This is a genomic window from Stenotrophomonas sp. P5_B8, from assembly GCF_054049855.1.
This window is the reverse complement of the sequence record NZ_JBFULO010000008.1, coordinates 1-26,463: the sequence shown is the minus strand read 5'-3', so window position 1 is coordinate 26,463 and position 26,463 is coordinate 1. Positions and strand designations below refer to the sequence as shown.

Annotated in this window: 18 protein-coding genes; 9 read left to right on the top strand and 9 right to left on the bottom strand. The window is 67.9% G+C overall.

The annotated features are described in order from the left end of the window. Positions 1–21 precede the first annotated feature (21 nt). A complete protein-coding gene (locus ACXJKH_RS00935; protein WP_457317950.1) occupies positions 22–1,188 on the bottom strand; it encodes an OprO/OprP family phosphate-selective porin in 1,167 nt (388 codons plus the stop codon). Positions 1,189–1,506: 318 nt separating this feature from the next. Between ACXJKH_RS00935 and ACXJKH_RS00930 the strand changes: the two genes are divergently transcribed. Together ACXJKH_RS00930 and ACXJKH_RS00925 are read left to right on the top strand one after the other, a co-directional pair. Continuing rightward, positions 1,507–2,856, top strand: a complete 1,350-nt coding sequence (locus ACXJKH_RS00930) for a dicarboxylate/amino acid:cation symporter (protein ID WP_457317949.1) — start codon at positions 1,507–1,509, stop codon at positions 2,854–2,856. A 247-nt stretch (positions 2,857–3,103) separates the two neighbouring features. Further along, a complete protein-coding gene (locus ACXJKH_RS00925; RefSeq protein ID WP_457317948.1) occupies positions 3,104–5,398 on the top strand; it encodes an NADP-dependent malic enzyme in 2,295 nt (764 codons plus the stop codon). A 651-nt stretch (positions 5,399–6,049) separates the two neighbouring features. Here the strand turns inward: ACXJKH_RS00925 and ACXJKH_RS00920 are convergent. Both ACXJKH_RS00920 and ACXJKH_RS00915 read right to left on the bottom strand, forming a co-directional pair. After that, positions 6,050–6,742, bottom strand: coding sequence for a basic secretory protein-like protein (locus ACXJKH_RS00920; protein WP_457317951.1), 693 nt, complete (start codon positions 6,740–6,742; stop codon positions 6,050–6,052). 44 nt (positions 6,743–6,786) lie between these two features. Then, positions 6,787–10,137: a GH92 family glycosyl hydrolase gene (locus ACXJKH_RS00915; protein ID WP_457317947.1), complete on the bottom strand. Its 3,351-nt coding sequence runs from the start codon at positions 10,135–10,137 to the stop codon at positions 6,787–6,789. 386 nt (positions 10,138–10,523) lie between these two features. Here ACXJKH_RS00915 and ACXJKH_RS00910 point away from each other — a divergent pair, with 386 nt between their 5' ends. The 4 genes from ACXJKH_RS00910 (at position 10,524) to ACXJKH_RS00895 (ending at position 13,800) form a co-directional block, all read left to right on the top strand. Beyond that, the gene (locus ACXJKH_RS00910) at positions 10,524–10,721 is read left to right on the top strand and encodes a zinc-finger domain-containing protein (protein ID WP_256776508.1); all 198 of its coding nucleotides are present in this window, start codon (positions 10,524–10,526) and stop codon (positions 10,719–10,721) included. 15 nt (positions 10,722–10,736) lie between these two features. Then, complete coding sequence (locus ACXJKH_RS00905; protein WP_457317946.1) at positions 10,737–11,849, top strand: glycosyltransferase; 1,113 nt, start codon at positions 10,737–10,739, stop codon at positions 11,847–11,849. Then, positions 11,812–13,152 carry an O-antigen ligase family protein gene (locus ACXJKH_RS00900; RefSeq protein ID WP_457317945.1) on the top strand — a complete coding sequence of 447 codons (1,341 nt, stop codon included), beginning with the start codon at positions 11,812–11,814 and terminating at the stop codon, positions 13,150–13,152. The genes ACXJKH_RS00905 and ACXJKH_RS00900 overlap by 38 nt, the downstream gene beginning before the upstream one ends. 192 nt (positions 13,153–13,344) lie before the next feature. Next, a complete protein-coding gene (locus ACXJKH_RS00895) occupies positions 13,345–13,800 on the top strand; it encodes an REP-associated tyrosine transposase (RefSeq protein ID WP_256776505.1) in 456 nt (151 codons plus the stop codon). A 117-nt stretch (positions 13,801–13,917) separates the two neighbouring features. Here ACXJKH_RS00895 and ACXJKH_RS00890 read toward each other — a convergent pair whose 3' ends face one another. Next, entirely contained in the window at positions 13,918–14,838 is a 921-nt protein-coding gene (locus ACXJKH_RS00890; RefSeq protein ID WP_256776504.1) for an LpxL/LpxP family Kdo(2)-lipid IV(A) lauroyl/palmitoleoyl acyltransferase, read from the bottom strand. Between the two features lie 86 nt (positions 14,839–14,924). Here ACXJKH_RS00890 and waaA point away from each other — a divergent pair, with 86 nt between their 5' ends. After that, complete coding sequence (waaA, locus tag ACXJKH_RS00885; protein WP_457317944.1) at positions 14,925–16,223, top strand: lipid IV(A) 3-deoxy-D-manno-octulosonic acid transferase; 1,299 nt, start codon at positions 14,925–14,927, stop codon at positions 16,221–16,223. Between the two features lie 16 nt (positions 16,224–16,239). Here the strand turns inward: waaA and mgtE are convergent, their stop codons facing one another. The 5 genes from mgtE to ACXJKH_RS00860 all read right to left on the bottom strand — a co-directional run bounded on the left by mgtE (position 16,240) and on the right by ACXJKH_RS00860 (position 21,933). After that, entirely contained in the window at positions 16,240–17,625 is a 1,386-nt protein-coding gene (mgtE, locus tag ACXJKH_RS00880; RefSeq protein ID WP_457317943.1) for a magnesium transporter, read from the bottom strand. 150 nt (positions 17,626–17,775) lie between these two features. Continuing rightward, positions 17,776–18,444 carry a hypothetical protein gene (locus ACXJKH_RS00875; protein ID WP_457317942.1) on the bottom strand — a complete coding sequence of 223 codons (669 nt, stop codon included), beginning with the start codon at positions 18,442–18,444 and terminating at the stop codon, positions 17,776–17,778. Positions 18,445–19,098: 654 nt separating this feature from the next. Then, the gene (locus ACXJKH_RS00870; RefSeq protein ID WP_256776500.1) at positions 19,099–20,460 is read right to left on the bottom strand and encodes a TolC family outer membrane protein; all 1,362 of its coding nucleotides are present in this window, start codon (positions 20,458–20,460) and stop codon (positions 19,099–19,101) included. 16 nt (positions 20,461–20,476) lie between these two features. Then, a complete protein-coding gene (locus tag ACXJKH_RS00865) occupies positions 20,477–21,124 on the bottom strand; it encodes a protein-L-isoaspartate O-methyltransferase family protein (protein ID WP_457317941.1) in 648 nt (215 codons plus the stop codon). 137 nt (positions 21,125–21,261) lie between these two features. Then, positions 21,262–21,933, bottom strand: coding sequence for a TetR/AcrR family transcriptional regulator (locus ACXJKH_RS00860; RefSeq protein WP_256776498.1), 672 nt, complete (start codon positions 21,931–21,933; stop codon positions 21,262–21,264). Between the two features lie 122 nt (positions 21,934–22,055). Between ACXJKH_RS00860 and ACXJKH_RS00855 the strand changes: the two genes are divergently transcribed. Beyond that, positions 22,056–23,198 (top strand): efflux RND transporter periplasmic adaptor subunit, encoded by a 1,143-nt coding sequence (locus tag ACXJKH_RS00855; protein WP_457317940.1) that lies wholly within the window; start codon positions 22,056–22,058, stop codon positions 23,196–23,198. Between the two features lie 3 nt (positions 23,199–23,201). Continuing rightward, on the top strand, positions 23,202–26,372 hold the full coding sequence (locus tag ACXJKH_RS00850) for an efflux RND transporter permease subunit (protein ID WP_457317939.1): 3,171 nt from the start codon (positions 23,202–23,204) through the stop codon (positions 26,370–26,372). The last annotated feature ends 91 nt before the right edge of the window (positions 26,373–26,463 follow it).

The window sequence follows — 26,463 nt, the reverse complement described above, 5'->3', positions numbered from 1 at the left end:
CACCCGCCGCGATGGGCCCGATCAGAAGTGCATCTGCGCGCGCAGTTCGAAGATGTCCGGCTGGGTATGCACGCCGCGACGGCTGGCGTCGGCCTTCACGTAGTTGGCCTGGAACTTGAAGTGGCTGGTGAGGTACCAGTTGGCGCCCAAGGTCCAGTCGTGCTGGCGGCCACCGAAAACATCGGCGTCGTCCAGGTCCAGGCGGCTGTAACGGGCCACCAGTTCCACCGCGCCGTAGTCATGGGCCGGCTTGATGTTGGCCACCGCGCCGGCGTTGTACGGACGCGATTCCCCGGTGAGCACCCAGCTGGCCATGGCGTACTGGCCGTCGCCGGTGTAGTCCGGCTTGCCCTGGCGGGTGACGGTGGTCTGCAGGGCTTCGGCCTGCAGCGAGAACGGGCCACGGATCCAGATGCCTTCCAGGCCGGTGCGGCGGATCTGGTCGGCAGTGGCCAGTGCGCCGGAGTCGACCAGGCGGATGTCGGTCAGGCCGGCTTCCGGACGAGCGCGCAGGCGCGCGCTGGCTTCATGGTGCACGTCGCGGCCATCGCGGTAGCCGCGCGGGTTTTCCTGCGAGTAGGCCAGGCCCAGGTGCAGCACGTCGCCGGCGGCCTTGATCGGGGTCCACACCGCACGCACGGCCTGCGTGGTGCCGGGGTTGTCGCCCTGCAGGTCCTTGCCGCCGTAGGCGCCGGCCTGCAGCAGGTACTGCGGGCGCTCCAGCACCCACTCCACGCCGGTGCGGCGGCCTGCGTAGAAGGCCTGCACGGGCAGCGCGGTTTCCAGGAAGCTGCCGGCGCGCGAGGAAGTGTTGGCGTCCAGGCCGACCGGGGTCTTCATGTAGCCGAAGCGGAAGCGGCCGATGTCGCTGCCGAAGAAGGCCTTGCTTTCAACGCGCACGAACACGTCCAGCCAGGTGTCGGCCTGGAAGTCGTAGTACACCATCGCGTCGTACACCCCCTTCTTCTTCAGGGTGGCGCCGAATTCCTTGCGGCGCACCGCGTCATCGTCTTCGATGCCGCTGGCCGAGGAAAAATCGTTGTAGTCGTAGGCGATGTTGGCGGTGGCGGCCAGTTCGGTGCCATCGCTGAAGGCGACCTTGGTCGGCCAGTTGTCGAAATCGGCCGCCGAGGCCAGGGCGGGGGTGGCAGCCAGGCACAGGGCCAGCAGGGTCGGGGTCGGGCGCATGGAGGAGCAGCTCTCTGGGTTCATTGAAGCGGACAGGACAACAACGGCCGCAGCGCCGGAAACTGTTGCCCTTCAGGGCTGCGCGCGGTCACCAGCCGCCGTGGGGGAGGGCGGGATGGGCGCAGTGTAGGCACCCATCGCTGCCTGAACCGGGGGGCTAGTACCAATAGGTTATCTGCGTGGCGGTGACTCGCGCGTACAAATGCGTCCATCCCCCGCCGCCCTGCCTGTTCCGGCGCCGCGACGGGGTTTCCTTGGAACTGGCCTGCTGCTGCCGTGCGGGCCGGACGCAACAACACCGCTTTCCCGGAGTCCGCCATGCACGTACCCACCGCCGCCGCGCTGTCGGCCAAGCCGCTGCCCTTCTACCGCCAGCTGTATTTCCAGGTGGTCGTGGCGATCGTCCTGGGCGCCGTCCTCGGCCACTTCGAGCCGGCCTTCGCCGAATCGCTCAAGCCGCTCGGTGATGCCTTCATCAAGCTGGTGAAGATGATCATCGCCCCGGTGATCTTCCTCACCATCGTCACCGGTATCGCCGGCATGACCCACCTGCGCACCGTGGGCCGGGTGTTCGCCAAGTCGATGGCCTACTTCCTGTTCTTCTCCACCCTGGCCCTGATCGTGGGCATGATCGTGGCGCACGTGGTGCAGCCCGGTGCCGGCATGAACATCAACCCGGCCGACCTGGACCAGACCGCGGTCCACAGATACGTGGAGAAATCCCACGAGCTGACCCTGACCGGCTTTGCGATGGACATCATTCCGGCCACCCTGGTCAGCGCCTTCGTAGACGGCAACATCCTGCAGGTGCTGTTCGTGGCGGTGCTGTTCGGCATTGCGCTGGCCCTCACTGGTGCGAAGGGCCGCCCGGTGCTGACCTTCCTGGAGGCGCTGACCGCCCCGGTGTTCCGCCTGGTGCACATCCTGATGAAGGCCGCCCCGATCGGCGCCTTCGGTGCCATCGCCTTCACCATCGGCAAATACGGGGTGGGGTCGCTGATCAACCTGGCCTGGCTGGTGGGCTCGTTCTACCTCACCGCGTTCCTGTTCGTGGCCGTCATCCTGGGCGTGGTCTGCCGCCTGTGCGGGTTCTCGGTGTTCAAGCTGGCCCGCTACCTCAAGGCCGAGCTGCTGCTGGTGCTGGGCACCTCCTCGTCCGAATCGGCGCTGCCCTCGCTGATGGAGAAGATGGAGCGCGCCGGCTGCGCCAAGTCGGTGGTGGGCCTGGTGGTCCCGACCGGCTACTCGTTCAACCTGGATGGCACCAACATCTACATGACCCTGGCCGCGCTGTTCATCGCCCAGGCCACCAACACCGAACTGACCCTGGGCCACCAGATCGCGCTGCTGCTGGTGGCGATGCTCAGCTCCAAGGGCGCCGCCGGCGTCACCGGTGCCGGTTTCATCACCCTGGCCGCCACCCTGGCGGTGGTGCCGGAAGTGCCGGTGGCCGGCATGGCGCTGATCCTCGGCGTGGACCGCTTCATGAGCGAATGTCGCTCGCTGACCAACTTCATCGGCAATGCCGTGGCCACCGTGGTGGTGTCGCGCTGGGAAGGCGCGTTGGACCGCGATCGCCTGGCGATGGCGCTGGATGGCCGCGAGGCCGAACTGCCGGCATTGACCACCGACGACCTGCCGTCGCCGCTGACCGCGTCGGCGCACTGAACCCGCTTGCGTTTGTGTGTGTTGCAGGGCCTGCCCACTCCCCCTGGATGGCGGGCCCTGCTTTTTTATCGCTGCCACAGCAGTGATGCGACCTGTCATCGGCGTGCGCCACGCTGCCTGCATACGCTGCCGAACGGCTGGAAATATGTGCAGTTGCAGCATGGCCGCGACAGCGTAGCGACAGGTCCATCCACGCCAACGGGGGTATGATCCCCTGTTCCTCTCGCCCATTCATCTGCAGAAAGCGATGTCCAACGAAGATTTCAAACAGGCAGCCCTCGACTATCACCGGCTCTCGCCGCCCGGCAAGATCAAGGTCACCGCGACCAAGCCGATGTTGACCCAGCGCGATCTGTCGTTGGCCTATTCGCCGGGCGTGGCACACGCCTGCGAAGCGATCATGGCCGACCCGCAGCAGGCCAGCGAGCTGACCGCGCGCGGCAACCTCGTCGCCGTCATCTCCAACGGTACCGCCGTGCTGGGCCTGGGCAACATCGGCCCGCTGGCCGGCAAGCCGGTGATGGAAGGCAAGGGCGTGCTGTTCCAGAAGTTCGCCGGCATCGATGTGTTCGACATCGAGATCGACGAGAACGACCCGGACAAGCTGGTCGACATCATCGCCTCGCTGGAGCCGACCTTCGGCGGCATCAACCTGGAAGACATCAAGGCGCCGGAATGCTTCATCGTCGAGCGCAAGCTGCGCGAGCGGATGAACATCCCGGTGTTCCATGACGACCAGCACGGCACCGCGATCATCGTCGGTGCGGCCGTGCTCAACGCCATGGTCGTGACCGGCAAGAAGATCGAAGACATCAAGCTGGCCACCACCGGCATGGGCGCGGCGGGCATCTCCTGCGTCAACATGCTGGTTTCGCTGGGCCTGAAGCCGGAGAACATCCTGGCCTTCGACCGCGACGGCGTGATCCACACCGGCCGCACCGACCTGGACCCGGAAAAGGCGCGTTACGCACGCGACACCGACAAGCGCACGCTGGCCGAGATCGTCGACGGCGCGGATATCTTCCTCGGCCTGTCGGCCCCGGGCATCCTCACGGCGGACATGGTCAAAACCATGGCCAAGGATCCGGTGATCTTCGCCCTGGCCAACCCGACCCCGGAAATCATGCCGGAAGTGGCCCGTTCGGTACGTCCGGATGCGCTCATCGGCACCGGTCGTTCGGATTACCCGAACCAGATCAACAACGTGCTGTGCTTCCCGTACCTGTTCCGCGGGGCGCTGGACGTGGGCGCCACGGCGATCAACGAAGAAATGAAGATCGCCTGCGTGCACGCCATTGCCGCGATGGCGCGCCGCGAGGCCAGCGACTTGGGCTCGGCCTATGGCGATGAAACCCCGAGCTTCGGCCGCGATTACCTGATCCCCCGTCCGTTCGACCGCCGCCTGCTGGTGGAGCTGTCGGCCGCCGTGGCCCAGGCCGCGATGGATTCGGACGTAGCTACCCGTCCGGTCGCCGACATGGGCGCCTACCGCGAGAAGCTGGCCCAGTTCGTCTACCGCACCAGCCTGATGATGAAGCCGGTCTACGACCGTGCGCGCGCCGACAAGCAGCGCGTGGTGTATGCCGAAGGCGAAGAAGAAGTGGTGCTGCGCGCGGTGCAGAACGTGGTCGACGAAGGCCTGGCGTTCCCGATCCTGATCGGCCGCCCGGACGTGATCGAATCGCGCATCGAGCGCTTGGGTCTGCGGATGAAGGCCGAGGTCGATTTCGGCATCACCAACATCAACGACGACCCGCGTTTCAACGAGTACTGGCAGTACTACCACAACCTCACCGGCCGTCGCGGCGTGACCGTGGCCGCGGCCAAGAACCTGATGCGCTCGCGCCCGACACTGATCGCGGCGGTGATGGTGGCCCGTGGCGAAGCCGATGCGATGCTCACCGGCGTGGTCGGCCGCTTCCACAAGAAACTGGGTTATGTACGCAGCGTGCTGCCGCTGGAATCCAAGGTGACCTCCACCTCGGCCATGACCGGCGTGATCAACCAGCACGGCGTGTTCTTCTTCGTGGACACCCACGTGCAGGAAGACCCGACCGCCGAGCAGATCTGCGAAGCGACGCTGCAGGCGGCCTACCGCATGAAGCTGTTCGGGATCGAGCCGAAGGTGGCGTTGCTGTCGCACTCCAACTTCGGCAGCCACGATTCCAAGGACGCGTTGAAGATGCGCGCCGTGCGTGGCCTGCTGCTCAAGCGCAACCCGCGCTTGAACGTGGACGGCGAAATGCAGGGCGACACCGCATGGGACGAAGCGCTGCGCCAGAAGCTGCTGCCCAACAGCACGCTGAAGGGCCGCGCCAACCTGTTCGTGCTGCCCAACCTGGAAGCGGCCAACATCGCCTACAACCTGGTGCGCGTGTTCACCGATGGCGTGGCGATCGGCCCGATTCTGATGGGCGTGGCCAAGCCGGTGCACATCCTGACCACCAGCGCCACCTCGCGCCGCGTGCTCAACATGACCGCGATCGCCGCAGTCGATGCGCAGATCCGCAAGCAGCTGGAGGCCGAAAAGAACGGGGCGTAACGCGCCGCTCTTTTAGGCTCCAGCTTTCAAAGCGCGCCCTTCGGGGCGCGTTTTGGTTTCGCGAAGCGAAACAGGTAGCGCCACGCCATGCGTGGATGCACTTCGCCCCGCATCCTGCGCGTCACCAGGCGGCTTCGGCGTGCGTTCAACGCCGGCCAGAACCCCCACGCGTGGATGCTGCGGGCCTGGACACCTGGACACCTGGACCGCGCTGCGCGCGGTATCCACCCATGGCGTGAATCTACGCCGATGGCTACGTCCCCGATCGATATGCCGATGGCTACCCCGACGGCGACGTTGCCGATCAATAGTCCCGTAGCCCGGCCGTCACCGCCCTGCAACCTCCGCAAGGCCCAATACCCCCACGCGGCCCGGCCGCGGCGGAGGGCCACCGGCTCCCGCCGCCCTGGGCCCGACCAGACCCCCAATGGCCAGCCCGGAGTAGTCCCATGCGCAGTCGAACGACGAAACGCTATTTCCAGCAGCTGTTCGCGCTGTACGCCGGCCTGGTCGGCGCGCGCTGAGTCCCATCAGTGCCGCCCGCTGGCCGGCTACGGCGCTGAGCCCCGGTAGTGCCGGCCGCTGGCCGGCTCCTCCAAATGCGCGATCGGCAAGACAAGCACCCCTCTACGATAGGTGCCCAGCACCACATCAACGCGCCTTCACGTATGCCGCCCAAAGCGCCGGCAACGCCATCCCGGTGCGCTGCGTCCACAAGGCCGGCGCATAGCGCCCCTCGCGCAACGCCGCATCCAGCGCCTTTACCAGCCCGGGATGCTGGTCCTCGCTCCACTTCAGAAACGCACCGGTGACCCGGTAACCGGTATCGAAACGCTGCCCGTCCTTCACCGCCGTCGGCAGCGCCCAGCCGGCCGCCGCGTTGTGCCGACCATAGCGGTCGCGTGCGTAATCGGCGATGCCTTCCACCAGCCAGCCGGGCACGCGTTCGTTGGCGTACTCGGGGTAGCCCTGCACGATGTGCATCGCCTCATGGGTCACCAGGTCCACGTCGTCTGGATGTGTGGCCAACCAGCCCGGGTTGATGGTGATGGTGGCGGCCCCGTCGCCTTCGCCGACAAAGGCGACGCCGTCGTACGCCGGGTCGATCACGATGCGCGCCTGCGCCGGTGCGCCCGGATGGAAATCGGCGCGTTCGCGCAGATAGGCCGCGAAGAACGTCTCGATGATCCGGCCGCGCAGCGTCGCATCCAGCGCATCGCCCGGATCGCGGTAGGTCAGCGTCACCCCCTCGCGCTGCTGGCTGCCCTCGAACGCCGCGGCATCGAACGCCACCAACGCCAGCATCAGCACCCCGGTAGTGCCGGCCGCTGGCCGGCTCCCCATGACCCCATCGGCCATCGACCTGCAGAACGCCATCGCGCCCATCCTCAACGTTCCCCAACCGGCGCCAGCAATTCCACCTCGGCCAGCTGCATCCGCCCAGGCCCGGCGATGCGCAACCGGTACTCGGCGTAACGGCCCGGCGTGGCGATGCCGAACGGACGGGTCTGCTGCGCCCAGGCGAAGTCCTCGCCACGGCGCTGGTCCAGCGTGATCCAGCGGCCACCGCTGCGGCGCGCTTCCAGCGTCCACTCGCCGCCGCGGATCGGGGCGTTGCCACTGGTCAGCGTGTACATCGATGGCACGCCGTCGCTGACCCCGGTGAATGACACCGTGCCGGCACCCAGCGGCACCACGGTGCCGGCATCGTCATCGACCAGCGCCTGCAGCGCCCGTCCATCGGCACCCTGCGCACGCGCACCGCCGCCGAGCAGGTCATGCAGCAGGGAAGGGCGTTGGCCGCGCGCGGTGAGCGAGCGCGGCGCATCGTCCGGGCCGCTGCCCCACGGGGAGGGCTTGGGCCCCATCACGAAATCCAGCGTGGCGCCCTTGGCGATCACCTCGTGCGGTACCCAGGTCTTGCTCCACGGCTTGCCGTTGATTTTCAACGACTGCACGTACACGTTCTCGCGCGAGTTGTCCGGCGCATTGACGGTCAGCACCGCGCCGCCCTGCAGTTCGACCCGGGCGTGGCGGAACGCCGGCGAGCCGATCGCGTACTCGGGCGAGCCCATGCGCAGCGGATACAGGCCCAGCGAGGCCAGCACGTACCACGCCGACGTTTCGCCGTTGTCCTCATCGCCGGGGTAGCCCTGGCCGATCTCGCTGCCCACGTACAGCCGCGACAGGATCTCGCGCACATGCTGCTGGGTCTTCCATGGCTGCCCGGCATACAGGTACATCCACGGGATGTGGTGCGCCGGCTGGTTGCTGTGCGCGTACATGCCCATGCGCACATCGCGCGCTTCGGTCATCTCATGGATGGTGCCGCCATAGGAGCCGGCAAACGCCGGGTCGGCGGTTTCCGGGGTGGCGAAGAATTCGTCCAGCTTGGCCGCAAGTTTGTCGCGGCCGCCGTACAGCCCGGCCAGGCCTTCGCCGTCGTGCGCGGCAGTGAAGGCGAACGTCCAGCCGTTGGATTCGGTGTAGTCATGGCCCCACACGCGCGGGTCGTAGTCCTTGGCGGCCAGCCGCCATTGGCCGTCGGCAGTGCGGCCCTGGAAGAAGCCGGCCGCCGGATCGAACAGCGTGGCGTAGGTGCCCGCTCGGTGGCTGAAGTAGTCGGCCTCGGTGGTATAGCGCTCGCGCGCGGCAGCCGTGGTTGCGCGTTTGGCCAGCGCCTGGGCCATGTTGGCGATGCCGAAGTCGTTGAGCGCCCCTTCCATCGTCCACGACATCCCTTCATGCACCTCGGCGCTGGCATAGCCGCGGAAGGTGGAACGGTCCATGCCCTTGCGCCCGACGTGGCGATCCGGCGGCACCACGGTGGCGTTCTTCAGCGCCGCCGCATAGGCCTCCTCTGGATCGAAGCCGCCGATGCCCTTCAGCCATGCGTCGGCGAAGGCCACATCCGAACTGGTGCCCACCATCAGGTCGGCATAGCCCGGCGAGGACCAGCGCGCGACCCAGCCACCGGCGCGGTACTGCTCCAGGAAGCCCTGCACCAGCGCGCCGGCGTCGTCCTTGGTGAACAACGCATACGCCGGCCACGTGGTGCGGAAGGTATCCCAGAAGCCGTTGTTGACGTACACCTTGCCGTCGCGGATCGGGGCGAAGCTGCGCGTGGCGCTGCCGTCGGTGTTGTCGTCGGCGGCACTGGCCTGGCTGGCGTAACGCCAGTCGGGCGCGGCGGCGGTGCCGGCGTTTTCATGGCCGGAGTTGGGGTACAGATACAGCCGGTACAGGCTGGAATACAGCGTCGTCTTCTGGTCGTCGCTGGCATCGCCGATGTCGAACGGCGCCAGGCGCGCATCCCAGGCGTCCTGCGCGCGTGCGGCCACGCGCTCAAGGTCGTCGGTGGCGGCCAGTTCCAGTGCCAGGTTGTGGCGCGCCTGCTCGAGGGAGATCAGCGACGTGGCGATGCGCATGTTCACCCGGCGGTCGCTGCCGGCATCGAACTTGATGTAGCCGGTGGCACGGCCGGTGTCGATCTGCCCGCTGCTGCGCCAGGGTGTGTCGAAGCTGGCCACCACGTACATGCGGGTGGCACCGTTGGACAGGCCGCTGCGGGTATCGGTGTAGCCGGACAAGGTCTGCGTGGCCGCGTCCAGGGTCAGCCCGCCGCGCGCATCGACGTTGTCGAACAGCAGGTTGGCGTCGCCTTTTTCCGGGAACTCGAAGCGGAACAACGCGGCGTGGTCGGTCGGGGCGATTGCTGCGGCGATGCCATTGTCGAAGCGCACGTCGTAACGGTAGGGACGCGCACGTTCATTGTCGTGCGAGAAGGCCAGCGCACGCTTGCCGCGGTCGGCCTCGGGCACGCCACGGCTGGCCGAGGGCATCACCTGGAAGGTCTGGCGGTCGCCCATCCACGGGCTGGGCTGGTGGCTGAGCGCCAGCGCCTGCAGGCGTGGACGGTTGCTGGCATCGTTCTGTTCGTTCCAGCGGTACAGCCAGTTCAGCGCGCCGGCATCGGTGACCGGGGTCCAGAAGTTGAACCCGTGCGGCACCGCCGTGGCCGGGAAATTGTTGCCGCGCGAGAACGTGCCGTTGGCCTGCGTGCCGCGCGTGGTCAGCACCCAGTCCGACGGCCGCTGTGGTGCGCTGCGCGGCTGCGCGTCCAGGCGCACGTCGTCGATCCAGCCCGACACCGGCGCGCCGGCGGCGCTGGCCACCTGCAGTTCGACGCCCACCACGCGGCGCCCACGCAGCGCGGCGACGTCGCCCAGGCGCACCGATTTGCGGGCCCACTGCTGGGGGTACAGCGTTTTCGAATCGCCCTGCGCGGTCGCGCCCAGCGCCACGCCGTGCTGGTCGCGCGCGTCGCTGGCCGAGACCCGGCTGCCGTCGTCCAGCACCAGGTCCAGCGAGACGTAGGTGGACGCCACGGTGTCCTTGCCGACGATCTCCGGCAGTACCAGCCAGCTCAGCGCGGTGTCGGCCTCGATGCGCACGTCGGTATCGAACAGGCGCCGCTGCAGGGGGCCGCCGGTGCTGGCGTAGTGCAGCGCGCGCAGGCCGGTGTAGCCGACGCCGGCCTTGGCCGCATACGGCGCGCGCGGACCGTTGCCGATCTCGACCTGCAGCGCCTGCTTGCCGACCGAGGGGGACGGCTGGCCCGGCTCGAAGGAGGTCTGCAGGCCCTGGCCGAACGCGGGCAGGGCGAGTGAGGCGCAGGCCATGGCGAGGGCAAGCGGCAGCAGGGCGTGGCGGGCGGGGCGCGGAGCGGGCAGGGACATGCAGGGAACTCCCGGGTAGGGCAGGCGGCAGGCAGAGCCCGCATCGGCGACCACGGCAGACCGCATCACCCCGGCCGCCAGCGGCGGACAGGAGGGCGATGCAGGTCCGGCGGGGGGACGGGCCATGCGATCGGGGCAGGAATCGAACCGGTCCGATGCTGCAACAGGCATGGGGACGCTGGCAAGTGCCATTTAGTTCGATCCAAACACTGAAAAACCACCCGATCCTGACGTGGTTGACAGTGTGTTTGGATCGATTTAAAAAGAACGGTGTTGTCTCCCGGCAATACGCATCGCCCCGGCATGCCGCCGTCGGCCGCAGCGGCGATGCCGCAGCGCCGGGTGCTAGAATCGACACCTTCGCAATTCCTTTGTGTGTCCACGCCATGAGCCATACCGCCACTGCGCCCGCCAACGCCGAGAAGCGCTACACCGTGCACCGCGTCGACCTGCCGCTGAGCTGCCCGACTCCGGAAATGGCGCTGTGGAACTCCCACCCGCGCGTGTACCTGCCGATCGAAGACGAGCCCAACTGCGAGGCCAAGTGCCCGTACTGCGGCGCCGTGTTCGTGCTGGCCGACTGAGCCACGGCTGCGTCCGTGCGCCGACTGACCGTGGTGCAGCTGCTGCCGGCGCTGCACTCCGGCGGGGTTGAACGCTCCACCCTTGAAATCGCCTCCGCCCTGGTTGCCGCCGGCCACCGGGCCATCGTCGTGTCTGCCGGTGGGCGGCTGGTCGAACCGCTGCTGGCCAGCGGCGCCGAACACCTCACCCTGGACATCGGCCGCAAATCACTGCTCACCCTGCGCCACGTGCTGAGCCTGCGCCGGCTGTTCGCCGAGGTCGGCGCGGACATCGTGCATGCGCGCTCGCGGCTGCCGGCCTGGCTGGGCCTGTACGCGCTGCGCAACCTGCCGCCGGGGCAGCGCCCGCACTGGGTCACCACCGTGCACGGGCTGAACTCGCCGGGCCGCTACAGCGCGGTGATGACCAGCGGCGAGCGCGTCGTCTGCGTGTCCAACAGCGTGCGCGAGTTCGTCCAGACCCACTATCCAAGCGTACCGGCCGAGCGCCTGCAGGTGATTCCGCGCGGCGTGGACGTGGCCCAGTTCCCACGCGTGGCACGCAACGACCGCCGCGCGCGCCTGGCCGTGGCCGAACAGCACCCACTGCTGGGCACCGATGCGCCGCTGCTGCTGTTGCCTGGTCGCGGAACCCGCCTGAAGGGCCACCGGCACGCGTTGCAGGTGGTCGCCGGCCTGCATGCGGCGGGCGTGCCGGCCAGGCTGTGGATGCCCGGCACCCGCGAGCCTGGCCGTGAGGCGTACGTGGCCGAGCTGGAGGCGCAGGCGCGCACCCTCGGCATTGCCGATGCAGTGCTGATGACCGCGCCCACCACGCGCATTGCCCAGGCGTATGCGGCCAGCGATCTGGTGCTGCAGGTGTCGGACAAGGCCGAAGCCTTCGGCCGCACCGTGCTCGAAGCGCTGTCGGTGGGCCGCCCGGTGCTGGGCTGGAACCACGGCGGCGTCGGTGAGTTGTTGACGCAGCTGCAACCGTCCGGTGCGGTAGCCTTGCACGACAGTGCCGCCCTGCTGGCGCGCGCGCAGCAGCTGCTGCAGCAACCGCCCAGCCTGCCCACGCGGATTCCTTTCACTTTGCAGGCGATGCAGCGTGACACGCTCCAGCTCTACACCTCGCTCGCCGGCTGAACCGGCMCTCGCGCCTGACTCACCCGGCTCCCGTGCGGGCCGCTGGGCGCCGTGGTGGGTGCTCGCCTTCGTGGCGCTGTGGCCATTGCCGGGCATCGCCGAGACCGTGCTGGTGTTGGGAGCCCTGTATGCGGCCGTGCGCATGGTGCAGCTGCGCATGCAGGGCAAACAGCGCCTGTTGAGCGCACCGGCGTGGGCGCTGACCAGCATCCTGTTCCTGGGCTACTGGCTGCCACAGGCATTTTCCGCCTTCGATGCCATCGACCCGGCCACCGCATGGCGCAAGACCGCCGCCGGGCTGCGCTATCTGCCCTTCATGTGGCTGGTGGCGATCGCCGTGGCCACGCCGCAGCGGCGCGGACTGACGCTTGGCGGCATCGCGCTGATCGCCGCGATATGGACACTGGACGCACTGGCGCAGGCGGCGTTCGGTACCAGCCCGTTGTTCTGGTCGATGGACCAGCTCAAATGGGTGGTCAGCGGCCATGGCCTGTGCAGCGCGCAGGAAGTGGCGGCGGCCGACCGGCTCAGCGGCGTGCTTGGCCCGTGCAATCTCAAGTTCGGCCAGGTGCTGGCCAGTCTCTCGCCGTTCCTGCTGTTCGCTGCGGCGCGGCGTGGCGGGCTGTGGGGCTGGGGCCTGGCCACCGCGGCAGTGGGCGTGGTGCTGGTGCTGGCCGGCTCGCGCGCAGCGTGGCTGACCTATGCCCTGGTGGTGGTGTACTCCGGGTGGCGCCTGCTCGGCGCACGTGCGTTGATGGTCTGCCTCGCTGTCGGTCTGGTTGCTGCCGTTGCGGTCGGGTTTGGCTCTGCGCAGGTTCGCGAGCGCGTGGCACGCACGGCGATGGCGTGGGAGGGCGACGGTGACGGTGTCAACCAGGCGCTGTCCGGGCGCGCGCAGATATGGGAAGCGGCCGGCTGCATGATCAGCGCACACCCGATCAACGGTGTGGGCGCGCGCGGCTTCCGCGACGCCTATCCGGCCTGCAATCCGGCGCCGCAGGCGCAGGAAGTGTGGGGCGACGGCCCGGCGCTGCACGCGCACCAGATCGTGCTGGAAATCCTCGCCGAAACCGGCGTGCTTGGCCTGCTGCTGTGGCTGGCCGCCGTCGCCCAGGCGTGGCGCGCCTGGCGCTTCGCCCCGCTGGCGGCGCGCGAACGCGCACGCCCGGCGATGCTGGCGCTGGCGGTGACCGTGTTCCCGCTCAACACCCACCTGGCGTTCTATTCCACTTTCTGGGGTGGACTGACCCTGCTGCTGGCCGCGTTGTATGCGGGCAGCCTGCTGGCCAAAGACGCGGGGTAGCGCCACGCCCTGCGTGGCTGTGCTTCGATCCGGCATCGCGTGCAGCCACCCGTGGGGTGGCTCTACCGCAGCACACCGCCGGTAGAGCCACCCCATGGGTGGCTGTTCGCAGACCGTGCATCGGAACATGCTGACGAAAGGCGCAGCCATCCACCTATAGCCGCCACGCCTGGCCCGACGCACCCTCATGCGATGTCCAGTCCACGCCTCCAGCGCGGTCGCTACTCGCATCCTGGCTACTGCTACGCGCTTACCACTACAACGCACAACCGGTGCAGGTGGTTTGAGGATGCCGCAAATGCCGAGGTGATCATCGACTCGCTGCGCTATATGGAACGGTGCGGGATCACCCGCACGCTGGCCTGGGTGATCATGCCGGACCACCTGCATTGGTTGATCCAGCTGCGACGAGGCACGCTGGCCAGTTGCATGGTGATGTTCAAATCACGCAGCAGCCGGTTGTTGAATCAACGTCTGGGGCGAAAGGGAAAGGTCTGGCAGCACGGGTACTTCGATCACGCCGTAAGGACCGAGGAATCCCTGCGCAGGCAGGCGCTCTACATCCTTGCCAATCCGCTCCGCGCGGGCCTGGCCGAAGCGCTGGGTGACTATCCCTACGCTTGGTCGCGCTGGGCGGTGCAGGGGTAGAGCCACCCCATGGGTGGCTGATCTCCGATCCCGTGTCACGCGCAGCCACCCATGGGGTGGCTCTACCTGGGGCCTTGCGCAGGCACCCGTGGGGTGGCTCTGACGGAGGCGTCCGGGTTACCGGTAATAATCGCTGCGGCCGCCCGGCTGGCGCTTGAAGCGGCGGTGGATCCACAGGTACTGGTCTGGGGCTTCGCGCACCATCGCTTCGATGGCCTGGTTGACGCGGGCGGTGTCGGCTTCCACATCTTCGCTGGGGAAGTTCTCCAGCGGCGCGCCGATCTTCAGGAAATACCTGCCGCCTTCGCGACGGTGGAAATACGGCACCACCGCGCAGCCGGTCATCCGCGCCAGCTGATGGGTGGCGGTGATGGTGGCGGCGGTATGGCCGAAGAACGGCACGAATACGGTGTCCTTGCCGCGCATGTCCTGGTCCGGCGCATACCACAGGAAACCGCCCTTCTTGAGGTGGCGCACGGTCGCGCGGATGTCCTCGTTGGCGTACATTGCCTTGGCATAGCGCAGCCGGCCGAACTTCACCGCCCACTCGTACACCGGGTTGCGGTGCTTGCGGTACATGCCCGACAGGTCGACGTGGTCGCACAGCAGACGCCCGCACATCTCCAGGGTCATGAAGTGGCCCGAGACCAGCAGCACGCCGCGGCCTTCGGCCTGCATGCGCTGCAGGTGTTCCAGGCCCTCAACCTGCACGTGCGGGCGGATGCTGTCGATGCTGCCCCACCAGGCACGGGCGAACTCGAAGATGCCCACGCCCAGCGCGTCGAAGCTGTCGCGCAGCAGGCGCTGGCGCCAGGCCTCGTCCTTTTCCGGGAAGCACAGCCGCAGGTTGACCTCGGCCGCGCGCCGGCGGCTGCCGGCCAGGCGGTAGGCGACGGTGCCCACGCCGCGGCCCAATGCGCGCTGCAGCATCCACGGCAGCCGGGCGATGCCGAAGGCCGCGAACATGACGGCGAACATCGGCCAGTTGCGCGGATCGCGCAGGGACGGGCGGGTAGCGGTGGAAGCGTTATCTGACATGCCCTCGATTCTAATGGATGCATCCCGGCAGGCCCATCACGGCGGCACGGGATGCCTTCCCCGCGCCGCTCCCGTATCCTCTGCGCATGCGCAAAAGCCCTGTCGAATGGATCCTGCGCGGCCTGTACTCGGCCGTGCTGTACCTGTTGCTGCCGATCACCGTGTACCACCTGGTCTGGCGCGGGTTCCGGGTGCGTGAGTACTTCCGCCGCTGGGACGAGCGTTACGCCTCCTATCCGCATCCCAGCGGGCAGCCGCGGGTGTGGCTGCACGCGGTGTCGGTGGGCGAGGTCAACGCGGCGGCGCCGCTGGTCAACGCGCTGCGCACGCTGCGCCCGGACATCCGCTGGGTCATCACCACCATCACCCCGACCGGCTCCGAGCGCGTGCGCGCGTTGTGGGGCGATGCGCTGGACCATGTCTACCTGCCCTATGACGTACCGGGCAGCGTCGGCCGCTTCCTCGGCCACTTCAAGCCGAGCCTGGCGCTCATCCTGGAAACCGAGTTGTGGCCGAACCTGCTGTTCGGGTGCCGCGACCGGGGCATCCCCGTGTACATCCTCAATGCGCGTTTGTCGGCACGTTCGTTGCGTGGCTACCGGCTGCTGAGCGCGTTGATCGGCCGCGCACTGCGCACGGTGACTTGCGTGGCCGCGCAGTCGCAGGACGATGCCGAACGCTTCATCCACCTGGGTGCGTTGCCCGAACAGGTGCAGGCGCTGGGCAACCTCAAGTTCGATATCGCCGCGCCCAACGTGCAGGACTTCGTGGCGCAGTTCCATCGGCTGGTGCCGGCCGACCGCCCGGTGTGGATCGCCGCCAGCACCCACGAAGGCGAAGAGCAGGCCACCCTCGATCTGCACCGGCGCCTGCGCGAGGCGCTGCCGGGTCTGCTGCTGTTGTGGGCGCCACGCCACCCCGAGCGTTTCCCCCGCGTGGAAGCGCTGGCCCGCGAACAGGGCTGGAAGGTCGCCACGCGTCGCCAGCAGCAGTGGCCGCAGGCCGACACCGATGTGTTCGTGATCGATACGCTGGGTGAGCTGATGTCCTTCTACGGCTGCGCGCAGGTCGCCTTCGTCGGTGGCAGCCTGCAGGCCATCGGCGGGCACAACCTGCTGGAGCCGGCGGCGATGGGCACCGCGGCAGTCACCGGGCCGCACCTGCACAACTTCGCCGAGATCTCCCGGCGCATGCGCGAAGCCGGCGCGGTGGTGATCGCCGAGGATGCGCAGGGCGTGGGCGATGCACTGCTGAGCCTGCTGCGCGATCCGCAGGCGCGCGAAGACATGGCGCGCGCCGGCTGCATGCTGGTGAGCAATGGCCGCGGCGCGCTGGAACGCACCGTGGCCCTGATCGCCCCGCACCTGCCGCCGGCGGTGGAATGAACGGCCGATCGCCGGTTCACGCCGCCCCTGCAACCAGCAGATCCCCCAGGAACAGGTAAGCGAAGCCGAAGTAGATGAGCACTCCGATCAGGTCCATGATCGAGGTGATCATCGGCGAGGACAGCGTGGCCGGGTCGGTGCCGATGCGACGTGCGGCGAAGGGCAGCAGCGCGCCGATGACGCCGCCGAGCGCGGTGCACACCAGCATGCTGGAGCCCACCACCAGCAGCACATCCATGCCCACGCCCTTGCTGAAGTACGCCAGGATCGCTTCGAGCAACGCGATGGTGACGCCCAGCGCGGCCGCCACCGGCAGTTCGCGTTTGATCACGAACCACACATCGGCCCAGCTCAGTTTCAGATCGCCCAGTGCCATGCTGCGGATCACCAGCGTGGCCGACTGGCTGCCGGTGTTGCCGCCCATGTCCACGATCGGGGCGATGAAGGCGGCCAGCACGATGACCTGGGTCAATAGTTCTTCCTGCGCAGCCACGAAGGTACTGGTGGCGATGCCGAAGCAGGTCAGGATCGCCAGCCAGAACACGCGGACGCGGAACATCTGCTTCAGCGGCGTGTTGCGCACGTCCAGGTCGGTGCCATGCGCACTCACCGTGCCGCCGAAGCGCGCCAGCTGCGAGGCGTCCTGCTCTTTCTCGATGTCCATCGCATCATCGACGGTGACGATGCCGATCATGCGCCCGCCGTCGTGGATCACCGGCAGCGCCAGCAGGTCGTAGCGGCGGATCAGTTCGGCGGCCTGCAGGCGCGGCCAGTGCGCCTGGGCGAATACCGGGTCGGCGTGCATGATCGTGCTGATCAAGGTGTCCGCATCGGCCAGCACCAGATCGCGCAGCGAGACGCTGCCACGCAGCCGCAAGGTGCCGTCCAGCACGAAGACGATGTTGACGGTTTCCTTGTCCAGCGCGGTGGCGCGCAGGTGCGCCATCGCCTCGGCGACGGTCATCTGTGGCGCTACCCAGGCGTAGTCCGAGGTGGTCGCCGAACCGACGGTATCTTCCGGATAGGCAGCCATCTTCAGGATGTCGTCGCGCTCGACCCTGGTCAATGCAGGCAGCAAAGCCTGCCTGGCATCGTCGCCGAGACGGTTGAAGAGGTCGGCGCGATCGTCGGACGGCATGTGCTCGAACAGCTGCACCTTGGCCGCCGGTGACATCGCAGCCAGCAGCAGGTCCTGGGTGGGCATCGCAACGTGTGCGAACAGGCCGGCGCGTGCCGGTGGGTCGAGCAGCATCAGCAGACCCAGGCACGCATCGGTGTCGAGCATGCCGAGCGCATCCACCAGATCCGAGGCGTGCGTGGTGGCGGTGATGCCGGCGAACCCGGCCGCATCGCAGGAACGGGACAGGGTACGGAGGGAGAGCACGAGGTCGTCGCGGTTCATGGGGGGCTCCAGTCGGTAGAAAGGGGGTGACCGCCACGGTCCAGGCAGGCACATGGGCGGGGGATCGATCGCGGTGCGTGGCTGCGGCGAGCAGCCGCAGGGGGTGTTGAAGAGCGCGGTACGGGGGGGGGCGAAGCGGGCGCGCGACGCTCAGGGCAGTGCCGCGAGGTTGAAGCCGAGCGTGATCCAGCGGCTGTCGCGTGGGTGATGCATGCGTCCGGCGAGCAGGTCGAGGCTGGCGCCGGGCCACAGCACGCGTCGCAGACCCAGTTGGCTGCCGCGCTCGCGGGCAGCATCGTGTGCGGTCTCGGCCAGCAGCGACCAGTCGCGCGTCAGTCCGATTTCCATGCCGATGCCGTCGGTGCGACCGCGTGCGGCGCCCTGTGCCGCCCAGCCCAGGTTGAGGTGCACCTGCACGCGCTCCTGCACACCCGGTGCAATCGTCAGCGGTACGTTGAGCGCCCAGTCATCGGCGCGCGGACGCTGCGTGTTGCCACCGACGCTGGCGCCGAGTGCCAGACCCCAGTGTCGCGCCGCACCCTCGACCAGGACGCGCTTGGYACCGAACGCGTACTGGCGGCGGGCATCGCCGGGTGCCCGCGTCAGCCCGAGCGACCATTCGATGTTGGCCAACGTGCAGGCGGGCACGGTGGTCCATTCCTGGCCGGCATCGGTGTGTCGCACCCAGCTTTCCAACTGGCAGTGCCCGGCATCGGTGATGCCGGCATCGTCGACCAGCAGGCTGGCGGCGGCGCGGGTGTTGAACGGAAGCAGGGCCACGCTCAACAGCAGCGGGGCGAGTACGCGGAAAGCGTGCATGGGCAATCTCCAGGCGAACGGAAACGCCAGCGGCACCCTCGTCGGGGTCGGTGGAACAGCGATGCGGATGAAGCGAGGCAGGCGCATGTGGCATGCGCCGGAAGGCCCCGTCCTGTGCGGACGGAACCGACCTTGGGGTCAGTGGATCCGTCGGCTCAGGAACAGCAGCGCGATCGACTATGACTGTCCAAGGAGGGGGTCTCTGGGGGAGGGAAGAGGTGGTGCGGGGCGCAAGGTAGACAGCGCAGATGGCGTGGTCAAGCGGTTTTTGCGGCGAAATACCAACGTATAGAAACCGTATGCCCGCGCCTGCCCTGAAACCGTGGACGCGTGTATCTGTCGGGGACATCGAACGCGCGCGCAGACACGGCGCAATGTCGCGAACGACCGACGCAGCGCGGGAAAATGTTGCCAACCCGGTAGAGCCACGCCATGCGTGGCTGTCTTCGATCGGGCGGCGTGTGCAGCCACCCATGGGGTGGCTCTACCCCCGGAGAGGCGCGCAGGAAGACCCGCGTTGGGATGGGGATGGCGCGCGGAAGGGTGCACGCGGGGTGGGGCGGGCGGCGCGCGCGAGGCCCTGCCGATGAGGGGCGCGCAAAAAAAAACCACCCGCGTGCGGGTGGTTTTTTTGTTCCAGCGAGGCTGCCGGACTCAGTTGACCTGGGTGCTTGGCGTCGCCGCGGCCTGGGTCAGCAGGCGGTTGATGTCCTGCAGTTCGGCGATGTCCAGCGTGCCCACGGCCTGGCCCAGCTGCAGGCGGTTCTGCAGGAAGGTGTAGCGCGCGTTGGCGTAGTCCAGCTGCGCCGAGAACAGGATGCGCTGGTTCTGGATGACATCCAGCACGGTGCGGGTACCCACTTCCAGACCGACCTGCGAAGCGTCGTAGGCGCTCTGTGCCGAGACCACCGCCAGGCGACGCGCTTCCACTTCGCTGATGCCGGCGACCAGGGTCTGGTAGGCATTGCGGGTGTTGCGGTCCAGGGCGCGCTTCTGCTGCTCGTAGCCGTCCTGGGCGATGTCGCGCTGGGCCAGGGCCTGGCGCACGCCGGACTGGGTGGCGCCGCCGGAGAAGATCGGCACGCTCAGGGTCAGGCCGACGCTGTTGCTGCGGCGGTCCGGGCTGAAGCTGTCACCGGCGCCGACCACATCGCCCCAGCTGGCCGACTTGCCGGCGGTAGCGCCGAGCGACAGGGTCGGGTAGTGACCGCCGCGCGCGGCCGACACGCCGGTTTCGGCGGCGCTGACCTTCAATTCCTGCGCCTTCAGCGCCGGGTTCTGGGCAACCGCTTCGTTGACCAGCTGGTCGATGCTGGCGTACTTGGCAGGCAGTTCCGGGCGGAAGTCGACCGGCAGGGCGCGCAGGTCGGCCACCGGCTGGCCAGTCAGTTCGGTCAGTGCCTGGTAGGCATCGGCCAGGGTGTTCTGCGCGACGATGGTGTTGGCGCGGGCCTGGTCGTACTGGGCGCGCGCTTCGTGCACGTCGGTGATCGGGGCCAGGCCCACTTCCAGGCGCTTGTCGGCGAAGTCGAACTGCTTCTTGGCCGCCGCTTCGTTGGTCTGCGCGGCGGTCAGCGATTCGATCGCCACCAGCACGTTGAAGTACGCCGCCGAGGTGCGCACGATCAGGTCGTCGTTGGCCGAATCCAGGGTGAAGTCCGCCGCCTTGCTCAGATCGCGCTGCGAACGCAGGTTGGCGAACTGGGTGAAGTTGAACAGCGTCTGGCTGCCGTTGACCGTGTAGTTGCGGCTCTTGGTGGTGATCGAGCTGGAACTCAGGTCGTGGTTCGGGTTGGTGCGGGTGCGGTTGAGCGACGCCTCACCATTGAGCTGCGGCAGCAACGCGGCACGCGCCTGCACGGCGCCTTCCTTGTCGTACAGACGGGTCGATTCGGCGGCGGACAGCTGCGGATCGCCATTGCGCGCCATTTCGTAGACCTGCAGCAGGTCGGCGGCGGAGGCGGTCATCGGCAGYAGGGCGGCGGCCAGCGCAATAGCGAGGGATCGGCGGATCATTGCGGCTTCCTTGGACTCAGAGTTGGAACTGGGGCGCCGGAGCGGCACCGCGCAGGTAGTCGATATCGGTTTCAAACAGCGACTCGTTGGTGCCGTCGGCCGTGACCAGCACCGCTTCCATGACCGGCGACTGGCCGCGGATCACGAACAGACGGCCACCGGGACGCAGCCACTGGGTGAAACGTGACGGAATGGTGTCCACGGCAGCGGTCACGCAGATCGCGTCGAAGCGGCGCTCGGTTTCCCAGTGCAGTGCATCGGCGGTTTCGATCCGCACGTTGTTGCCCAGGCCGGCGGCATCCAGGCGCGCACGCGCGCCGGCAGCCAGTTCCGGCTGGATTTCCAAACTCAGCACTTCGCGGGCCAGCTCGCCCATGCAGGCGCTCAGGTAGCCGCTGCCGGTGCCGATTTCCAGCACTTCCTCGCCCGGCTGCAGATCCAGCGCCTGCAGGGTGCGGCCTTCGATGACCGGCTTCATCATCTTCTGCCCGAAGCCCAGCGGCAGTTCGATGTCGGCGTAAGCCAAGGCCTTGTGCGATTCAGCGACGAACGCCTCGCGCGGCAGGCGTGCCAGTACATCGAGCACGCGGATCTCCAGCACGTCCCAGGGACGGATCTGTTGTTCGACCATCAGTTCGCGGGCGTGGGAGTAATCGATCGTCATGAGGTTCTAGTTCCAGCGCAGTGGGCCGGCCATTTTACCGGTGCCGGGAGCCGGCGGCGCGCTGAGAGCATCGCTGCCGTCGCGCCGGGGTCGCAGTGCCGGAAGTCACCGCGACCTCCGGTCCATTCATCTTGATGTCACGCCGGTGGGCGCGGCGCGTACGCCCTCAGGAAGAAGTCGACGCTGGCGCTCACGTGGGCGTTCGCATCGCAGTCGGCCGGGGTCGGTCGCAGCCCGCACATCATATGCGTATGCAGCTCGCCTTTGAGCAGCGTCATCAGCTGCAGCGCGGCGGTCTGGCAGTCCTCGATCTCCAGTTCGCCACGGGCCACCCGGGCACGCAGGAACTCGGCCAGGGCATCGGTGGTGCGCTGCGGACCGGCTACCCAGAACATCTCGCGCAGGCGGTCGTCGGTTTCCGGGGCCATCATCACCCGCTGCACGGCGACCGCCTCGGCCGAGGTGATCATGCTGAAGAACGCGTGGCTGATGCCCTGCAGCTGGTCACGCAACGGCCCTTCGGCGTCGGTGACGAACAGCGCATCGGGCAGCATGGCAACACAGGTCGACTTCACAGCTTCGGTGAAAAGGGTCTCTTTGTCGCCAAAATGGCTGTAAACGGTCAGCTTCGACACACCCGCCTGGGCGGCGATGCTGTCCATGCTGACGCCGTTGTAGCCTTGCTCCACGAACAGCGACTTGGCCGCCTCCAGGATCGCGGCGCGCTTGCCCAGGTCCTTCGGACGGCCCGGCCCGGAAGCCTTGGCGGCCGGCTTGGCGGGCGCAACGGAAGAGGTCGAATCAGTCATCCAAACAATACTAGACCAATCGGTTCGATATTTATACTATACCGGCTGGTTCACTATTGGCCGTGCTGCAACAGTATGTTGCCCGTGCGTTCTTCCGGATTTCTTTTCAGGTCCTGTACCTCATGAAAAACATGCGATGGGTGGGCGGCGCTGCGCTGCTGGTGATGCTGGCGGCGTGTGGCAAGCAGGGCGCCGAGCCGGCGGCGGCGATCCCGGTGCTGGTGGTGCATCCGGGCACCGTGACCGGACAGGAAGCGGCCGCCTATCCGGGTGAGGTGCACGCCCGCCAGGAAAGCCCGCTGTCCTTCCGCGTGGGCGGCAATATGGTCAAGCGCCACGTCGATGCCGGCCAGCGCGTGACCAAGGGCCAGCTGCTGGCCGAACTGGACGCCGCCGACTACGCCTCCCAGGCCGCCGCCTCGCAGGCGCAGCTGGCCGCGGCCGAAGCCGATCTGGTGCGTGCCCGTGATGACCAGAAGCGCTACGCCACGCTCGCCGAAGGCCAGCTGGTGAGTCGCTCGGCGCTGGACCAGCAGACCGCTGCGTTCAAGGCCGCCCAGGGCCAGGCCAATGCCGCCCGCGCCAACCTGGCCGTGGCCCGCAACCAGGCCGAGTATGCGCAGCTGCGCGCGCCGGCCGATGGCGTGATCGCCAGCCGCCAGGCCGAGGCCGGGCAGGTGGTCAGCGCCGGGCAGACCGTGTTCACCCTGGCCGCCGATGGTGGCCGCGAGGTGCTGATCGCGCTGCCGGAAAGCAACATCCGCGATTACCAGGTGGGCCAGCCGGTGCAGATCGAGCTGTGGAACCGGCCAGGCCAGCTGCTGCCGGGCACGATCCGCGAGATCGCCCCCGCCGCCGATGCGCAGGCGCGTACCTATGCCACCCGCGTCAGCCTGGCGCCCGAAGCGGTGGACGAGGTGGAACTGGGCCAGAGTGCGCGCGTGTTCGCCGCGGCCGGGCGCAGCGGCACTTTGCAGCTGCCGCTGGCGGCGGTGTTGCGTGGCGCCGATGGCAAGGCCAGCGTGTGGGTGGTGAACCCGGCCAACGGTGCGCTCAAGGCCACCCCGGTGACGGTCGGTGCCTACGGCGCCGAGGCCGTGCCGGTGTTGTCTGGGGTGACCGCTGGCGACTGGGTGGTCGCCGCCGGTGGGCATCTGCTGCGCGACGGCCAGGTGGTGACGCCGGTGGATCGGCAGAACCGTCCGGTGCTCGCTCCCGCCGTAACGCCGGCGACTGCGCCGGCCGCCGTCGGCAAGGGGCACTGATCCGTGCGCCGCTTCAATCTCTCCGAATGGGCGCTGGGCAACCGGCCGCTGGTGCTGTTTGCGATGCTTGCCTTCGCGGTCATCGGCGCGTGGTCCTACAAGCACCTGGGCCAGTCCGAGGATCCGCCGTTCACCTTCAAGGCGATGGTGGTGCGCACGATGTGGCCCGGTGCCACTGCCGAGCAGGTCTCGCGCCAGGTCACCGAGCCGATCGAAAAAGCGCTGATGAACACCGGCGAGTACGAGTTCATCCGCTCCTACTCGCGCCCGGGCGAATCGCAGGTGATCTTCATGGCGCGCGACAGCTTGCGCTCCAAGCAGATCCCGGACCTGTGGTACCAGGTACGCAAGCGCGTGGGCGACATCCGCGCCACGCTGCCGCGTGAGATCGTCGGGCCGTTCTACAACGATGAGTTCGGCGACACCTTCGGCAATATCTACGCGTTGACCGGCAAGGGCTTCGATTACGCGGTGATGCGTGACTACGCCGACCGCATCCAGCTGGAACTGCAGCGCGTGCCCGATGTGGGCAAGATCGATCTGGTCGGGCTGCAGGACGAAAAGGTCTGGATCGAGCTGTCCAACACCAAGCTGGCCACGCTGGGCGTGTCGCTGCAGCAGGTGCAGCAGGCACTCGCCGACCAGAACGCGGTGACCGCCACCAGCTTCTTCGAAACCCCGAGCGACCGCGTGCAGCTGCGCGTCACCGGCCAGTTCGATTCGGTCGAGGACATCCGCAAGTTCCCGATCCAGGCCGGCGAGCGCACCGTGCACCTGGGCGACATCGCCGAGGTCAAGCGCGGTTTCGCCGACCCGGCCTCGCCGAAGATGCGGTTCATGGGCGAGGACGCCATTGGCCTGGCCGTGGCGATGAAGGATGGCGGTGACATCCTCAAGCTCGGCGCGACCCTGGATGCCGAGTTCGAACGCCTGCAGAAGACTCTGCCGGCCGGCATGCAGCTGCGCAAGGTGTCCGACCAGCCGCACGCGGTGGAGGAGTCGGTGGGCGAGTTCGTGCAGGTGCTGACCGAGGCGGTGGTGATCGTGCTGCTGGTCAGCTTCTTCTCGTTGGGCCTGCGCACCGGACTGGTGGTGGGCGTGACCATTCCGCTGGTGCTGGCGATGACGTTCTTCGTCATGCATTACTTCGGGATCGGCCTGCACAAGATTTCGCTCGGCGCGCTGGTACTGGCGCTGGGCCTGCTGGTAGACGATGCGATCATTGCGGTGGAGATGATGGCCACCAAGATGGAGCAGGGCTACGACCGCCTGCGCGCGGCCAGCTTCGCTTGGGAATCCACCGCCTTCCCGATGCTGACCGGTACGCTGATCACCGCCGCCGGCTTCCTGCCCATCGCCACGGCCGCCTCCAGTACCGGTGAGTACACCCGCTCGCTGTTCCAGGTGGTGACCATCGCGCTGGTGGTGTCCTGGATCGCCGCGGTGCTGTTCATCCCGTACCTGGGCGACAAGATGCTGCCGGATCTGTTCAACCGGCAGCCGCCCAAGCCGACCAGCCTGGCCGGGCGCTGGCACGCCACGCGCCTGCAGTGGGCCGACCGTCATCCGGCGTTCGCGCGCTGGATCGCGCCGAAGGAACATGCGCACGACCACGATCCCTACCAGCGCCCGTTCTACACCCGTTTCCGTGGCTTCCTGGATACCTGCCTGCGCCATCGCTGGTGGGTGATCGGCGCGACCGCGGCGCTGTTCGTGTTCTCGCTGGTGATCTTCCGCTTCGTGCCGCAGCAGTTCTTCCCCGATTCGACCCGGCCCGAACTGATGGTGGACATCGAACTGGCCGAAGGCGCGTCGCTGGCGGCCACCCAGGCCCAGGCCAGCAAGCTGGAGACGCTGCTGAAGGGCCGCGAGGGCATCAGCAATTACGTGGCCTACGTCGGCACCGGCTCGCCGCGTTTCTACCTGCCGTTGGACCAGCAGCTGCCGGCCACCAACTTCTCGCAGTTCGTGGTGCTTACCGCCGATGCCGAGGCACGTGAAGCCACGCGCGACTGGTTGATCAAGGACGTGATCAAGCAGTTCCCGGACGTGCAGATGCGCGTGACCCGGCTGGAGAACGGGCCGCCGGTGGGCTACCCGGTGCAGATGCGCATCTCCGGCGAGCACGTGGCGCAGGTGCAGGCCATCGCGCGCCAGGTGGAAGCCAAGGTCCGCGAGAACCCGCACGTGATCAACGTCAACCTGGACTGGAGCGAGCCGAGCAAGGTGGTGCGGCTGGTGATCGACCAGGACCGCGCACGCGCGCTGGGCGTAAGCAGCGCACAGGTCAGCCAGTTCCTGAGCAGCTCGCTGTCGGGCATGAGCGTGAGCACCTATCGCGAAGGCAACCGCCAGATCGAGATGCTGCTGCGCGGGCCGGACAACGAGCGCGCGCAACTGGGCCTGCTCGGCAGCCTGGCCATCCCCACCGCCAGCGGTACGTCGGTGACGCTGTCGCAGGTGGCCCGGCTCGAATACGCCTTCGAAGACGGCATCATTTGGCACCGCAACCGCCTGCCCACGGTGACCGTGCGCGCCGACATCGGCGATGGCATGCAGCCGCTGGACGTGGTGCAGCAGATCCTGCCCACCCTGGACGGCATCCGCGCGCAACTGCCGTCGGGCTACCTGTTGGAGACCGGCGGCACCGTCGAGGATTCGGCGCGCGGTCAGAACTCGATCAAGGCCGGCATGCCGCTGTTCCTGATCGTGGTGGCCACGCTGCTGATGCTGCAGCTGCGCAGCTTCTCGCGTGCGGCGATGGTGTTGGTCACCGCACCGCTGGGCATCATCGGTGCGACCCTGTTCCTGCTGCTGTTCCGCGCGCCGTTCGGTTTCGTGGCGCTGTTGGGCACCATCGCGCTGGCCGGCATGATCATGCGTAACTCGGTGATCCTGATCGACCAGATCCAGCAGGACATCGACGCCGGGCATGATCGCTGGCACGCCATCATCGATGCGACCGTACGCCGCTTCCGTCCGATCGTGCTGACCGCGCTGGCGGCGGTGCTGGCGATGATCCCGCTGTCGCGCAGTGCGTTCTACGGTTCGATGGCGATCTCGATCATGGGCGGCTTGATCGTCGGCACCGTGCTGACCCTGGTGTTCCTGCCGGCGCTGTACGCGGCGTGGTTCCGGGTGAAGCCGGATGAGGGGAAGACCGCCGAGGGGTGACCAATGGCGGGGTAGCCGACCGTTGGTCGGCTACCCCGATGCATCCCGTAGAGCCGACCGTTGGTCGGCTGCCCGATGCGTCCCGTAGAGC